This is a genomic window from Siminovitchia jepli (assembly GCF_047228825.1).
GTDB lineage: Bacteria > Bacillota > Bacilli > Bacillales > Bacillaceae_C > Siminovitchia.
Map to the genome: position 1 here is coordinate 119,414 of NZ_JBFEGN010000002.1, position 13,005 is coordinate 132,418.

Consider the following 13,005-nt stretch of genomic DNA (forward strand, 5'->3'; position numbering starts at 1 on the left):
TAAAAAGCATACTATTTTAATAATGTCAAGATATTTATTTTAATATCTTTTATTATTTTTCTTGACAATTCAATATAAGTATGATTTGGCAGCGGATAGCGATTTGTAAAAAAATGCAAACAAAAAAGCGACTATAAAAGTCGCTCATGAATCCTCTATGCTATCATCATAATATTTGACACTGTAATCTATCCAATTGACCATATCGCAAACCACATCACTAAAACTATGATCAAAAGGATAGTGGTTTCCTGCGATACAGTCAAACCATTCCTTTTCGTTCATTTCCAAGCTCTCATTCACATCCAACAATAATTTTTTTAGCTGAATCATTTTATCTCTTGTCTCATCCATTGTGTATTTCCTCCTCTATATAGATCCTGCTTAAATCAAAATATAAGCCATTTTCAGTACAATAAAAGTCTTCTCTTTCCTCTTCATTGTAATCATGATATAAACCAACATATCCATTTTCTAGAAAATATTCTGCCAACACATCTAATGCATATTGCTCACACGTTGCCCACACATCAAAAGTTGGATTAATTGCATTTGATATTGCAAGTGTAATTCTGTGTAGCTTATCATCGTTGTAATATTTTTCATTCACTTTTTCTATTTTCATTCTATATCATCTCCCTTTATGTTTCTAGTTTGCTTTTGCCTACCATCTGTAAGCAAACAAATCATTGTCAAGCTCTATTTCTTCGCCGTCATAATATGCCAAAAAATGACCCGCGCCGTCACATTCAACCGCTTTTTCAACAAATTTTTTTAGTCCACATGTTTTTTCAATTAATTTCAAAACCGCATCGTTGGCAGATTCACATTTTTCTGCCAACATTTCAAAAATTTCTTTGTTCAAACCTGTCATATCTTCTAAAAAACTCGGATTAAAAGCCCATACGCTATTTTTTATTTCTTTTTGTAAAGCTTCCTGTTTTTCATCCTCATTATAGATGCGATACTCTATTCCGTCGGCTGAAAAAATATGCCCGTATTCATGATTCACATTTTTAGTATTTTCGCCTATATATTCTGCAATTGCTTTTATTTTCATTTCAATTTTTTCATTTTCCATTTTCTGTGCCTCCAATATTATATTAAATTATTTTTATCCCTTTCAAAACTTCTTTTCCTACCCGATAAGTTATTTCCTTATCACTTATCACCTGCCTTTCCTGTATTTTTCCTCTTTCCATTTCAATCCATTTTTCTACGTGCTTCCAGTAACTACAGATATAAATAATTTTTCCGCAGGCGTATACATAAATCAGATTCATTTTACGATCATGGCAGTAGCTGTCCAATATCCGCCATATTTCCCCATTTCCATTTTTATTCTCAATCCTTCTTGCTCAAAACGAGCAAAAAGGGATAAAAAAGAATCAATATATTGGGCATAGTATCTTTTCGATGCAATATAATCACAAAAAACAATTTTATGTCCATTCAGCAAGTCATATGCCATACTTTTTTGGACATGACCGCGGGCAACTTTTTCAATTGTCATTTCATTCATTTTCATTTTAATTCCCCCTATCAATTGATTAATCATAGTATAACATTAAGTTACTCATGAAGTCAATGACAAATATGTTACATAAGTGTTACAAAAAGTGAATTGTTTGTAATAAATTAGCCAATAAATGTAAATCAAATCGCTTCCTATAAATACACGCGCGCACGCGTTTATCATAATTTGATAAAAAAGTCAATAGAAAAACTGAAAATCAGAAAAGTAAAAAAATATTTGATAATTGGATTTGATAAAACATGCTGCCGGCCATCGAATGCCGTATGCCGTAGATGGTCGCTATACTAACAGCAAACGGAGAATATCACGGGCAGCTTTTGATCATGCACGCCAGCAGGGAAAGACGTATACTAACAGAAAAATAAAATTATCACTGAAACCAAAAAATATATATTATTTTATGTTATTATTGTTGACAAGCAAAAAGTGGTGTGATAATCTATATTTAAGATCAAAAGTAACATAATAAAATATATAGAAAGGAATGATCAAATGATCCAAAAAATCATTGAAAGACATGGATTCACAATACTGTTTATGCTCATTACATTTGCATTGCTTTTATTTTATATAAACAGCATTGTTGAATAAAAATTTTATGAATAACTTATTGACATATTATTTAAAATGCATTATGATCTATTTAAGCTCAAAAAAACTGAATTGATCCCTTGCTACTGTATCAAAGTTATTGCTTGGGTATGGATGGAAGGGATTAATTCCGGGAAAAAGGGGAATGAGTAATGGAAAAAGTAAAAGATGTTTTTGTTTACAATTTGTTAACAGGTGAAGAAAGATGGTATTCATGTGACGCAATAACGGCAGTCAAACAAGCCTATGCTGAGGAAAATGGTCTTGGTGCACAATTTGCGGTTACACTAGGAAAAATGGATTTGCCAATATTAAAAGGAAAAGACGCCGTTTTTTGTGGGGATTGGGGAGCAAGGATTAGGTAAAAAATTAAATTAAAAATAACATAAAATAATATAAAAAAACACTTGATATGAATAACATAGTGTTATAAACTGGTTATAGAACTTGAAAGGAGTGAATAAAATCGTATAACCATAGTAATCGGCAAAGAGGATTACAAAAACAAATTAAAACAATACGGACAAAAAGGATGGGAAACTATGCAAATTGATCCAGTTTGGTCGGACAGTACAAAGTTATTAGTGGACTTAAAAAGATTATAACAAGCCGTTGCATATATCACTGGAAAAATAAATTTAAAGGAGCATTGAAAATGACTAAACAAACGCCATTGTTTTTAAAGGGGAACGATCTAATGGTAAATACTCCAAACGGAAATTACACATTACACAAATTTAAAACTTTTTCAGAAGCTTTAAATTCCTTGGATATGCCAATATTAGTTATAACCGAAAACGTAGGAGAGAATAAAGTAAAAATTTGGGATAACACAAAAAATAAATACATTACCAGGAAAATAGGAGGAAGTGTATACGTTGACAAGTGTTATTTCACATATAACGGGAAAAAGTACAGGTTAGGTAGACCAAATAATCAGACAGGAAACGGGATAGAAAAAGGTTATTGGATAGTTTGAACTCTTCAAAATGTCTTAACACGTAGCCCGAAATATCACCAAGGAATTTCATAAAACTATAATTTTATTCAAAAAGGAGAATGTAAATGATAAATGAGAGCTTAATAATTAAGCATGGGAAGTCACTAGGTGCTAAAAAAATAAATGTTCTTGAAAAATATGAGGATGGGTCAGCTAAAATAATTTTCATATGTGATACTTTCAATATATGTTATAAGGTAAAGGGAAGTTTATTCGATCAAATATATATAGATTACATTTAAAAATAATTTAAGATAAAAACAACATTTCAATTAGAAAAGGAGAATGTAAGATGTATGATATGATTATTAAAATTAAAAACGAAAATCCTAAAGTAAGATTTTTAACTTCAAAAGGTTGGAGATCGCCAAAAGAAGTGTGGATTGACACAGAATATGGACATAAAGACATGACAAGAAAGGGTGTTATTGCACATAGAGAAAGACTAATTAGATTGGGTATTGAGCCAGATATGACAGAGGAAGAAGCAAGGGAACATATATTAAAAAGTAAGGCTAATTAAAAGCGTGATATAAACTCAATAGCTTATTGAAAGGGAGAATGAAAAAATGGAGAAATTAATATTAAATTTTAGAGAGGAAAAATTTAACTATCAGTTGTTAAGTAGATTGAAATCAGATTGTGAATATTATTTAGGCAATGGGAATAGAAATAAAAAACATCTATGGGCCGAAGATGAAAGGGATCATATTAATGAAATGAAAAAACTATATAATTCTTTTGATGATAATAAAAAACCGGAATGGCTTACATGGAATGATATTCTAAACTATGAAATAAAAATGATTTAATTTTAACTTATCATAAGCTGGCAGGGATAGCCTTAACAGATTAATAAATATATCGCTGCCGGAAATATTAAGTTAAAACAAAAAATAAATTAATAAAAAGGAGAATGTCAAATGACTGTAGAACAGTATAATGAACTTATTAATGAATTGAACTTTTATGATAATAGTATAGGTGTTAATCAAATAACTTTAAAAGATCATGAAACAATAAAAGATATTTTGACAGAATTTAATTATATTCCTATTGGCCATTATGAGACAATAAACAGCGAAGGCTTTAAATTTAAAGATGATAAAGAAACATATTCAATACAAGAAAACAAAGGGAAATTAGATATTTATAAATTAATTGAATTGTAATTAAGGATGTTATTCAATGGATAACAAAAATTATACAATTGAATGGAATGCTAGGGGAATGGATTTTAATTATAACGGAAGTATTGACGTTTGGGCTTCATAAGCTGGCAGCGATAATCTATAACAGATTAGAAAATATATCGCTACCGGAAATGTCAAGTTAAAACAAAAATAAATTAATAAAAGGAGAATAAAAAAATGATTATAAAGGTTATAAGTGTAAAAATTGACGATTATTACATTATCAATACTGAAAAGGATATGTCAAAAGATTATGAGCAAACATTTTTAAACAGCTTAAAGCGCAATAAAAAAGCTGGATTAGTGGATTATGAAATATTAGCAAATTAAGATAAAAACGATATTTTATTAAAAAGGAGTACTTAAGAATGGATAGAATCAATCAATATACCAAAGAAGTAGAAAGAAAAATCCATCGCTTGGAAAAGGAATTGCAACAAATTAGTGAGGACTTAACAAGGCGAATAGATGGGGATCATCGTACAATTATGAGTCATGGCCTTGCAAGGGACGCAGAAAAAATAACTGTCATCCATGCTAAATTAGAGGAATTGTATGATATGAGAGATACTTTATATTCGATTTTTGAAAGTGTCGATTAACAGATAAGTTGTCATAGCAACTATATAAAAATGGTATAATCAAATTATAAAATTTTCTAATTATAAGGAGGAAGTAAAAAATGAACATGGAAACACTTGATCAAGCAATTAAGGATTTTAACGAATGGGATCGGGCAGCATGGCTTTATTATAACGAGAAGGAGGACTATTTTAACACGGAAGCTTTTCCAAATGATATTAGCATGACAGAAACATTTTTGAATGATGATTGTTTTGTAATTTTAAGCAAGTCAGAGAGAGAAAATAAACAAATAGGCAAAGTTAGAAAACAATATATTATTGATTTTGTAAATATGGTTAACGATGGATGGGAGCCATTCCAGGCAGAATATAAGCTTTTAGACAAATACCATCATGTTATATAAAGTCAACCATGTGACTATAAATAGGCCATTAAGCATGGAGCGTTGCCGGATTCTTCCGGCAGGTTGGCAATAACAAAATAACCTATAAGGAGTGTTAATAATGCTTTATCATACTCACAGAGACCAAAATACCATGTTACAATCTTTAAAAGATCAATACAAGGATACATTTATCAATATTCGTTTTTCACACAATGAGGACATGTCACGCTATTATACGGCTGATTGTGTCCATAACAGCCGCGAGAATGTCTTGCTCAAAGTATCATATGAAGAATACGATTCATTTCTTAAAACTCACATATCAAATGTTTCTTACCAGTCTACACATGTCAAAGATGAATTTATTTCCATATAACAGAAATAAAATATTATCGCTAACCAAATTAAAACGAAAAGGAATGATTTAAAATGAAAATTGAAAAACACAATCCATATTACAAATTGGTATCTGCTCATATTGACGATGGACAAAAACATATAGAATTAGTCTATGGTATTTCAAATGAGGGGAAAAATGAAGGTATGGAAGCATATTACTATAGAGATAATGAAATAGACCATTACAGGTCATATAGATGGCTAGATGGAAATATACCACAAAAATTTAATGAATGGTATATTGCACTACGTGAAAATGTAAAGCACTGTCCAAACGGCCACAAATTAGAAATAAATTAAAAGGAGCAAACATAATGGAAAAGATCAATCAATTAAAACAAATTGTAAAGAGTCACTCATTCCAGGAAATAGAAGGCATGATTGTAGACGTACAAACGGCTAACATAATTTTACAAGTATATGAAGCAATCAACGAAAAGAACAAAGAAAAATTTATTAATCAAAGCATTGATAAAATGGCCCATATTGCCTGGCAACTTGTTATTCGATAAGTTTATATAACAGAAGTAAAACAATATCACTAGAAAGGATAGATAAAAATGATTTTAGTCACTAATAAGGAATGGAACGCGATCCCTAAAGATTATAAAGGAAAATGGACAAGGGACATTAGAGAGAATGGATGGCAGCCGGACTTGCCGGAATCTTATATAGACAAGCGGAATGTAATGTCTGGTTGTATCAGTGATAAAATGGGAAGCTTATTAACTGAAGATGTGCATTTTAAAATCATATAACAGAAATAAAATAATATAGCTGGAGGAATGGAAATTGAAAAGAGAAAATCTTAATTTAAACGGTATGTTGGATGAATTATATGCCTTGACAAAAGAAGAACAAAACAGAGTGCTTTCAGATATCGAAAAGGATAGGTACATTTTTCTTGTAAATATTCTACAGGCAAATGATGTTGAAATCGACTTTGGAATTAATATCTAATAAATCCATTATTTCATTATGAAAAGGAGAATGTGAAAATGGATACTTTAATAGCTGTTTATATCGAAAATATTGATACTGGGGGGCAAAACTGTTTTGAGTTTTTCGAAGATGAAATGAAAGCAAATAGTCACTTTCAAAAAATACAAAATGAGATTAAAAAGTATGGAAAGGAATTAGAATTTAAAGTAATAAAGCGACTAGTGGACTATGACAAGTATAATAATCGAGTATCTTTTAGTTAAATAAAACAAATATTTTAAAGTGAGAGGATACTTAAAAAAATGAAAATGAATTACAGTCAAGCTAAAGCATATAAACATGAGTTAGAAACACTATGCAATGAAGCTTCAAACAAGCTGCAACTATTTGAAAGAAATGAAATGGGATTAGTACTGGATCATATTAGAGACACGGAAGAATATAAAGATGCCAAAGATAAATATTATACAGTATTTACCGCATTACAAGACTTTAATAAATGGTATGTAAAGGAGTTTAAAAAAGAAATTAGACAAGACAGAAAGAATCGGTATGTTACTAAATAGGCAAACATTAAGCAAAAGGAGAATTTAAATTGACTGATAAGACATATGATGCTCATGAAACTCATTTTAATAATAATGAAATAAGGTATTATGATTGGCTTGAAAATGCTGATAAGTATGCTGATGAAAATAGCCTTATCATTGAAAACCTGTAAAAGTCGTTGGTTCTTTAATAGAAGATTAAATAAAAGGAGTGTTTACGATGAAAAGATTAGACATGGAAACATGGAAAAACATTTTTAGGAACTTAAAAGAAATGGATGAGGAAGATTATTGCGATGGTGAAGTGGATTGGGTTGAAGTGACATGGCTTGATCCTGGAGATAGTAGCGAAGGGGAATGGTGCTTACACTATGGTGAGGAATTATTCGAAGATGAATTTAAAACTGAAAAAGAAGCTATGGGCCGGCTGCAATACTTGGAAAACAACTTTAATATAAATAACATATAACAAATTTATAAAAATATCACTGAACAAAAAGGAGAATGATTGAAATGGAAAAATTGTTCATTGTAGTTGAGGATAGTGCAGAACATGGAATTGAAACATTTATCTATAAAAACAAAAAAGAAGCTAAAGAGTGCTATGTAAACATTATAAATGAATATAGGGAACATATTAAAGAATTGGGTAACGGTGAAATAGGCGAGTATTGGGCAGAATTAACAAACAAGTGGGATGAAGAAGTGGCAAGGGTATTTTGGCAAGAAAAAACTATACAATAAAATCAATATTTTAAAGGAGTGTTAAACCATGACAAAATTACAATTAGAAGTAGAAAAGCGACTAGAGGATCAATTTAATGTAGAAATGGTTAAGCAAAACGATTCAGAAGGTTATACAAAAGAATTTAAAAAGATGGAGTATCTTTGCAGCCTATCTCCTATTGAAAGATTGAAACAGTATTCAAAAGGAATAGAAATGACGCCTTCACATGGATTAACGAACAATGAATTTTTAGAGTTATGTAATTCATTCAATATAGAATTAAGTTACATTACCATCAAATGGGTAAATGAAAAACTTGATTATATTATTCCTGGTGGATATTCATTCCGTGGCCGATCTTATAATGGCGAATTAAAAGAGATTGGAGAAGCTATTGACGCTATTTTTATAAGTGAATTTTACCCACAAGACATTGAATGTGAAACAGAAAGCAACCGATTTTTAAAAGAGATGAAAGCAGGGCAAATAGCATAGATCAAGATAAGATTAATCATTTATTGAATAACCAACAAAAACAATCTAATGTAAAGGTGGAATATAAAAATGAATACACTGAACATAAGCAAGATCAATCTAAAAAGTATGAATCGCTTTATGGTGGGGAATGGTGGCTTTATACACACATATTATTATCCTTTTGAAGTCACCTTAAACAAGCTTAAAGGAATCCTCCAGGAAGCTGAAAGAAACGGCCAGCAAGTATACTATGTCAAACGGAATCATCATAAAGGAGTGCTAACGATTTAACTTTAATCGGATCGGCAATATGGCACACAAATATGCTATAATCTACATAACAGAAATTTGAAAAAATCACGGTCATATTGCCAATGTAATTAGAGTTAAATTAAATTTAAGGAGTGAGAAATTTGAAAAGCAAAGAGGAAATGAACAATGTGTATTTTGAAGGAAGAGAGTTGATACACGCTGGTTGGGCAGGTGGAGACATCCCGGAGAAAAACATATACAAGCATTTCTACGTTGATAAAAAAGACAGCCCTGCTGATGATGTCAACCATTATGCTGTATGGTGGGATCTAACCGATTTCTTTGAAGCGGAAGAAAAACAAGTGTTTGATTGGCCAGAACCACAAGTATACTATCCTATCTCTGATGATTCTGCCGATAGCGTAATCGAGTATTTTTCAAAATTCACGCCGTTAAACAAAGAATTAGAAATACAAGGAAAGAAAATGACCATTGTAAACAGGCCAGTACGCTTTGCTGAAAACATGGGAGGTCAAGTGATTTATTGGGCTGTAATTGTTTCAGAGGATGACAAAGCTTATCAAGCTTATTGGAACATCCTGAACCTAGAAGAACCATTTAAAATAGAAATGACTGTTGATAATAATAAACATTGCAAACATTGTTTACAAAATTGGACATTAACAGAAAGAAGACAGGACACGAATTTGTAAAACAATGACTAGCGATCTTTACATATAACAGAAAACATAAAATATCGCTAGACAGATGCAATCAATGAACATAAAGTAACATAAAGTTTTTACAGAAGGGAACATAAAAGAATTAAACCTAAAGAATACTCATTAAATGTAGAGGATTATAATTATTGGATTGAAATTAAATAGGGAGTTGATGATAAATGAGTTTTGAAAAAGTCGGAACATGGTGGGCAAACAGGGAAATTGAATTAATTAAAATTGATGGGAAAGTATATGCCTTAGATGGTTGGAATGGTGAAAAATATCTTGATTGCTGGGAATGTATTGGCGATGAATACATGGAAGTAGGTGAACAATATATTATTACACCAATCATAGAAGTTTTTGATGATGAATTTAAAACAGTGAAATATGAGGTCTTTCCAAAATGAATGTTTCATATCAAACAAGAAGAGATAATGCCGAAATCATTGCAAATATACTAAACAATTGTCATATGTTATTTGATTTAGATGTCTTTGAAGAAGGAAAAATAAAATTAAGAGTTATCACTGATTTAGGACATTTTGAGTATGCAGAGGAAAATATTTTCAGAATGCAAAGATTCTTAAAGGAGTTGAGACATTTCGTCAAAAACAAAGAAGATATTGATCAATTGATAGAGGAAAATAGTTGGGAATGATCTATAGCGAATTTAATTTCAATTGAATTCAGTGATAAATGTTACGAAATCTAATATAACAGTCTTGAATATTTATCACTGAATGTCGTTGAAATTAAATTATATCAATCAACAGAAGGGAAGATGAAAAATGAATTTTAAAATTCCTAAAATCAAATGTATTGAAGCAGAAAAACAATATAGAAACAAAGAAGGTTTTAAGACGTTTATTGGAAGGAGAGTTATTCCAGTTGCTTATATTATAAGAGAGTATGGTGGTATTGAGGAATTTATTCAAGCTGAAAAGGGAACGATCTTTGAAGCAGATAGATATGCAATTATTGACTCTAAGGAATATGATTTAAAAAGATATATCAATTACATTCTATAGGAGTGGATTGAGTTGAGGAAAGTTGATTATCATGGTTATACCATTTTTGAAGATGGCAGGATCATCGGACTGTACGGAAAAGAAGTCAAAAAGAGAATTAATAATGGTCGGTATGAAATTAGACTTGTTATTGATGGAAAGCGTAAAAATTATATTGTAGCTAGGCTTATGTATTTTGTATTTGTAGGTTTTGACATTTCTAACAAAGACTTATGTATTACTCATAAGGATGGTGATTATTTAAACGTCCATATAAACAATTTGCAATTGCAGCATCGCAGGGATTTAATACAGGGCGACAAACATGTTAATAGAGCAAAGCTAACCAATGAGCAAGTGGAAGAGATTAGAAGGCTTTATAGAGGAAAGACAGGCAATAATCAATATGATAAGCAGGGCTATAGTCTCCAGGACTTGGCAAACATGTACGGAGTCTCAAAAGCAAATATCAGAATGATTATAAGTGGAGACAGTAGAAACAAAAAGGATTATAAACTGAAATAGATATAACAGCAAGCGAAAAATATCACGGATCTATTTTTAAAAAAGAATTGATTTATAAACAAAAATAACTTATAATTATATTATAATAAATAAAAAGGAGAATAAACATGAATATTATTAATCTTACACCACATGATATTAAAGTTAGAACGGAACAGGGCGATCGAGTTTTTCCGGCAACTGGGGAAGTAGTACGAGTAGATGCCACTTTAGAAGAAATTGGACTAATTGATGGAATACCTGTCTCAAAACAAACATTCGGAGAAGTAGTTGGACTTCCTAAACCAACTCCGGACACTGTATTTATTGTTTCAGCATTGGTTATATCAGCTTTAAAAGCTGCGGGAATAGAGAGAGATGACGTAGTTGCACCCGATACCAATCCCGGGAGAGCTTTTCGAGATGAAAAAGGTTTAATTGAAGCTGTTCCTGGATTCGTTAAGTGATATTAAAATTTTCATTGTTAAAATCTATCTTTTATTAAGGAAGTGATTCTTATGAAAAAGATTCATTTTTACAGAGGAGAAATAATAATGCTTAATACCTTTAATGATAAGGGAAAATGGACTGTATATGAATTGAATTTATATGCCGACAGTCTTGATGAAATTAAAAATAAGATTGATAAAAATTTAGGTGGCTATGCAACAAATAAGAAACCAAAAAGAGCATACCGATGTAAGTCAGATTAAAGTGAGCATTTCATTAGAAAAGGAGAAAGTAATATGAACGGTCTAGCGAGTAAAGTTTTATTTGAAGGTCAAGCAGATGAATATGCAGAGATTATAAACCATAATGCAATCTGTCATGAAGACTGTGTTGAGGTACTGAAGGCAGTAGCAAAGCTAAAAAATACAGGTCATTCCAATGAAAGTATAATCAATAAATTATTGCGTAATTAAAGAAAATAAAATAGACATTTCATTTAATAAAAGGAGAATGATAAAAATGATTAACATTAGTACACTATCTATGAATGATGTTAAAGAAGTAGTAAGTTTTATTTCTGGAACTAAATATAATAAAAAAGAGACAATGAAAAACTTAATCTTGTTTTCAGTTGATACAGCAGCATGTTTACAAGAATGCTTAACCTTGAAATGGTCAGATTTTCAAGTATACGATGACCATGTTGACGTAAACTTTAAGAACAGAATAGCTAAAATATCGGTTAAATTCTATAACCAACTGTCTGTCCTTAGAAACAAGAATTCAGATCGTGTATTTGATATAAGCAACCATTCAGTCAATGTCATGATGACAGCCATTAGGGAGTATTTAGATCCTCTGAACTCAAGAAATATCACGTTCCATTCATTCAAGAAAGCAGGAGTAAGCTTTACAAGAAAAATTCTAGCTAGCACAAAGTTCTAAAAAATATAGATTAATAAATCAGACATTTCATTTAATAAAAGGAGAACAGATAAAATTGAAAAAGTATAAATATTGTTTAAATGAATTGGGAAGGAATGGGTGGAAATTTTCATTTTATGACAATGAAAACGAAAACTATATCCTCATTAAAGAATACGAATAAAAAGATATTTAAAAAGGAAGAAGAATCTATGCCTAATAAAGTTTATAAAAAAGTAACTAAAGAGTTCTATGATATGCTTAAAGCTTTGCATAATAATATCTATAATGGAAAATTTGTTAGCTTTGACTATAAAAACTCGAGAGAATTTATCATAAGAGGTTATAGGCAGGTAACAAGTGAACCTGTGGACTAAGCTTTGTTCATATTGTTGGATTGGCAGAGCTAGAAGAAATAACAGGAGAAAAATATAATGGCGCCGAACAATTGCCCTATTTTGGAGCCATTTTAACTGAAACAGGTAGAGATTTTTTAGATAATGTTAAGGAGTAATAAAATGGGAAGGAAAGTTAATTTTGAATTAGCAAATTTATTACAAAATCTCTCAAATACATTGAGTGAAAGAGAAGGAAGAGAAGCCATTCACCTAGATAATGACGAGTATTTGATCGGTGTAAAGAAAGCTATTCCTGAAGTTGAAAAAGCATTGGCTGATATTAAAGAGTATTTGTTGAACAAGGGAGTGTGATGGTATTGTAAGAATAATAATAATAAAACAAGGGTTTTAACGTCATAAC

The 13,005-nt window shown here is 30.6% G+C and carries 34 protein-coding genes; 30 read left to right on the plus strand and 4 right to left on the minus strand.

Annotated elements, in window-relative coordinates; all coding sequences use genetic code 11:
- Positions 1-144 precede the first annotated feature (144 nt).
- The 4 genes from AB1L08_RS01950 to AB1L08_RS01965 all read right to left on the minus strand — a co-directional run bounded on the left by AB1L08_RS01950 (position 145) and on the right by AB1L08_RS01965 (position 1,528).
- A complete protein-coding gene (locus AB1L08_RS01950; RefSeq protein WP_413062985.1) occupies positions 145-354 on the minus strand; it encodes a hypothetical protein in 210 nt (69 codons plus the stop codon).
- Positions 347-625, minus strand: coding sequence for a hypothetical protein (locus AB1L08_RS01955; protein WP_413062986.1), 279 nt, complete (start codon positions 623-625; stop codon positions 347-349). The genes AB1L08_RS01950 and AB1L08_RS01955 overlap by 8 nt, the downstream gene beginning before the upstream one ends.
- Before the next feature lie 39 nt (positions 626-664).
- A complete protein-coding gene (locus tag AB1L08_RS01960; RefSeq protein WP_413062987.1) occupies positions 665-1,081 on the minus strand; it encodes a hypothetical protein in 417 nt (138 codons plus the stop codon).
- 198 nt (positions 1,082-1,279) lie between these two features.
- A complete protein-coding gene (locus AB1L08_RS01965) occupies positions 1,280-1,528 on the minus strand; it encodes a hypothetical protein (protein ID WP_413062988.1) in 249 nt (82 codons plus the stop codon).
- A gap of 752 nt (positions 1,529-2,280) precedes the next feature.
- On the opposite strand from AB1L08_RS01965, the gene AB1L08_RS01970 reads away from it, so the two are divergent.
- The 30 genes from AB1L08_RS01970 (at position 2,281) to AB1L08_RS02115 (ending at position 12,956) form a co-directional block, all read left to right on the plus strand.
- Complete coding sequence (locus tag AB1L08_RS01970) at positions 2,281-2,493, plus strand: hypothetical protein (protein ID WP_413062989.1); 213 nt, start codon at positions 2,281-2,283, stop codon at positions 2,491-2,493.
- A gap of 290 nt (positions 2,494-2,783) precedes the next feature.
- On the plus strand, positions 2,784-3,107 hold the full coding sequence (locus tag AB1L08_RS01975) for a hypothetical protein (protein WP_413062990.1): 324 nt from the start codon (positions 2,784-2,786) through the stop codon (positions 3,105-3,107).
- A 313-nt stretch (positions 3,108-3,420) separates the two neighbouring features.
- Positions 3,421-3,651 carry a hypothetical protein gene (locus AB1L08_RS01980; RefSeq protein ID WP_413062991.1) on the plus strand — a complete coding sequence of 77 codons (231 nt, stop codon included), beginning with the start codon at positions 3,421-3,423 and terminating at the stop codon, positions 3,649-3,651.
- A 46-nt stretch (positions 3,652-3,697) separates the two neighbouring features.
- Positions 3,698-3,940: an LPD11 domain-containing protein gene (locus AB1L08_RS01985; protein ID WP_413062992.1), complete on the plus strand. Its 243-nt coding sequence runs from the start codon at positions 3,698-3,700 to the stop codon at positions 3,938-3,940.
- 111 nt (positions 3,941-4,051) lie between these two features.
- A complete protein-coding gene (locus tag AB1L08_RS01990; RefSeq protein ID WP_413062993.1) occupies positions 4,052-4,300 on the plus strand; it encodes a hypothetical protein in 249 nt (82 codons plus the stop codon).
- Between the two features lie 198 nt (positions 4,301-4,498).
- The gene (locus AB1L08_RS01995) at positions 4,499-4,651 is read left to right on the plus strand and encodes a hypothetical protein (protein WP_413062994.1); all 153 of its coding nucleotides are present in this window, start codon (positions 4,499-4,501) and stop codon (positions 4,649-4,651) included.
- 38 nt (positions 4,652-4,689) lie between these two features.
- Complete coding sequence (locus AB1L08_RS02000; protein ID WP_413062995.1) at positions 4,690-4,923, plus strand: hypothetical protein; 234 nt, start codon at positions 4,690-4,692, stop codon at positions 4,921-4,923.
- An 80-nt stretch (positions 4,924-5,003) separates the two neighbouring features.
- Positions 5,004-5,309: a hypothetical protein gene (locus AB1L08_RS02005; protein ID WP_413062996.1), complete on the plus strand. Its 306-nt coding sequence runs from the start codon at positions 5,004-5,006 to the stop codon at positions 5,307-5,309.
- A 411-nt stretch (positions 5,310-5,720) separates the two neighbouring features.
- Positions 5,721-5,990 carry a hypothetical protein gene (locus AB1L08_RS02010; protein WP_413062997.1) on the plus strand — a complete coding sequence of 90 codons (270 nt, stop codon included), beginning with the start codon at positions 5,721-5,723 and terminating at the stop codon, positions 5,988-5,990.
- A 14-nt stretch (positions 5,991-6,004) separates the two neighbouring features.
- Positions 6,005-6,202, plus strand: coding sequence for a hypothetical protein (locus AB1L08_RS02015; protein WP_413062998.1), 198 nt, complete (start codon positions 6,005-6,007; stop codon positions 6,200-6,202).
- Positions 6,203-6,250: 48 nt separating this feature from the next.
- Positions 6,251-6,448: a hypothetical protein gene (locus AB1L08_RS02020; protein ID WP_413062999.1), complete on the plus strand. Its 198-nt coding sequence runs from the start codon at positions 6,251-6,253 to the stop codon at positions 6,446-6,448.
- Between the two features lie 34 nt (positions 6,449-6,482).
- Entirely contained in the window at positions 6,483-6,650 is a 168-nt protein-coding gene (locus AB1L08_RS02025) for a hypothetical protein (protein WP_413063000.1), read from the plus strand.
- Between the two features lie 38 nt (positions 6,651-6,688).
- Entirely contained in the window at positions 6,689-6,895 is a 207-nt protein-coding gene (locus AB1L08_RS02030) for a hypothetical protein (RefSeq protein ID WP_413063001.1), read from the plus strand.
- 39 nt (positions 6,896-6,934) lie between these two features.
- Positions 6,935-7,198: a hypothetical protein gene (locus AB1L08_RS02035; RefSeq protein WP_413063002.1), complete on the plus strand. Its 264-nt coding sequence runs from the start codon at positions 6,935-6,937 to the stop codon at positions 7,196-7,198.
- 29 nt (positions 7,199-7,227) lie between these two features.
- Positions 7,228-7,353 carry a hypothetical protein gene (locus tag AB1L08_RS02040; RefSeq protein ID WP_413063003.1) on the plus strand — a complete coding sequence of 42 codons (126 nt, stop codon included), beginning with the start codon at positions 7,228-7,230 and terminating at the stop codon, positions 7,351-7,353.
- Positions 7,354-7,400: 47 nt separating this feature from the next.
- The gene (locus AB1L08_RS02045) at positions 7,401-7,649 is read left to right on the plus strand and encodes a hypothetical protein (RefSeq protein WP_413063004.1); all 249 of its coding nucleotides are present in this window, start codon (positions 7,401-7,403) and stop codon (positions 7,647-7,649) included.
- Between the two features lie 44 nt (positions 7,650-7,693).
- Positions 7,694-7,924 (plus strand): hypothetical protein, encoded by a 231-nt coding sequence (locus AB1L08_RS02050; RefSeq protein ID WP_413063005.1) that lies wholly within the window; start codon positions 7,694-7,696, stop codon positions 7,922-7,924.
- A gap of 28 nt (positions 7,925-7,952) precedes the next feature.
- On the plus strand, positions 7,953-8,402 hold the full coding sequence (locus tag AB1L08_RS02055; protein WP_413063006.1) for a hypothetical protein: 450 nt from the start codon (positions 7,953-7,955) through the stop codon (positions 8,400-8,402).
- Between the two features lie 69 nt (positions 8,403-8,471).
- Positions 8,472-8,675 carry a hypothetical protein gene (locus AB1L08_RS02060; protein WP_413063007.1) on the plus strand — a complete coding sequence of 68 codons (204 nt, stop codon included), beginning with the start codon at positions 8,472-8,474 and terminating at the stop codon, positions 8,673-8,675.
- 122 nt (positions 8,676-8,797) lie between these two features.
- A complete protein-coding gene (locus AB1L08_RS02065; RefSeq protein WP_413063008.1) occupies positions 8,798-9,349 on the plus strand; it encodes a hypothetical protein in 552 nt (183 codons plus the stop codon).
- Between the two features lie 188 nt (positions 9,350-9,537).
- The gene (locus AB1L08_RS02070; RefSeq protein ID WP_413063009.1) at positions 9,538-9,768 is read left to right on the plus strand and encodes a hypothetical protein; all 231 of its coding nucleotides are present in this window, start codon (positions 9,538-9,540) and stop codon (positions 9,766-9,768) included.
- A complete protein-coding gene (locus AB1L08_RS02075) occupies positions 9,765-10,019 on the plus strand; it encodes a hypothetical protein (protein WP_413063010.1) in 255 nt (84 codons plus the stop codon). The genes AB1L08_RS02070 and AB1L08_RS02075 overlap by 4 nt, the downstream gene beginning before the upstream one ends.
- 130 nt (positions 10,020-10,149) lie before the next feature.
- Entirely contained in the window at positions 10,150-10,389 is a 240-nt protein-coding gene (locus tag AB1L08_RS02080) for a hypothetical protein (protein ID WP_413063011.1), read from the plus strand.
- A gap of 12 nt (positions 10,390-10,401) precedes the next feature.
- Complete coding sequence (locus tag AB1L08_RS02085; protein ID WP_413063012.1) at positions 10,402-10,893, plus strand: hypothetical protein; 492 nt, start codon at positions 10,402-10,404, stop codon at positions 10,891-10,893.
- A gap of 107 nt (positions 10,894-11,000) precedes the next feature.
- The gene (locus tag AB1L08_RS02090; protein ID WP_413063013.1) at positions 11,001-11,339 is read left to right on the plus strand and encodes a hypothetical protein; all 339 of its coding nucleotides are present in this window, start codon (positions 11,001-11,003) and stop codon (positions 11,337-11,339) included.
- 51 nt (positions 11,340-11,390) lie between these two features.
- The gene (locus tag AB1L08_RS02095) at positions 11,391-11,585 is read left to right on the plus strand and encodes a hypothetical protein (RefSeq protein ID WP_413063014.1); all 195 of its coding nucleotides are present in this window, start codon (positions 11,391-11,393) and stop codon (positions 11,583-11,585) included.
- A 33-nt stretch (positions 11,586-11,618) separates the two neighbouring features.
- The gene (locus AB1L08_RS02100; RefSeq protein ID WP_413063015.1) at positions 11,619-11,795 is read left to right on the plus strand and encodes a hypothetical protein; all 177 of its coding nucleotides are present in this window, start codon (positions 11,619-11,621) and stop codon (positions 11,793-11,795) included.
- A 46-nt stretch (positions 11,796-11,841) separates the two neighbouring features.
- A complete protein-coding gene (locus tag AB1L08_RS02105) occupies positions 11,842-12,267 on the plus strand; it encodes a hypothetical protein (RefSeq protein ID WP_413063016.1) in 426 nt (141 codons plus the stop codon).
- A gap of 116 nt (positions 12,268-12,383) precedes the next feature.
- A complete protein-coding gene (locus tag AB1L08_RS02110; protein WP_413063017.1) occupies positions 12,384-12,623 on the plus strand; it encodes a hypothetical protein in 240 nt (79 codons plus the stop codon).
- 141 nt (positions 12,624-12,764) lie between these two features.
- Complete coding sequence (locus tag AB1L08_RS02115; RefSeq protein ID WP_413063018.1) at positions 12,765-12,956, plus strand: hypothetical protein; 192 nt, start codon at positions 12,765-12,767, stop codon at positions 12,954-12,956.
- Positions 12,957-13,005 lie beyond the last annotated feature (49 nt).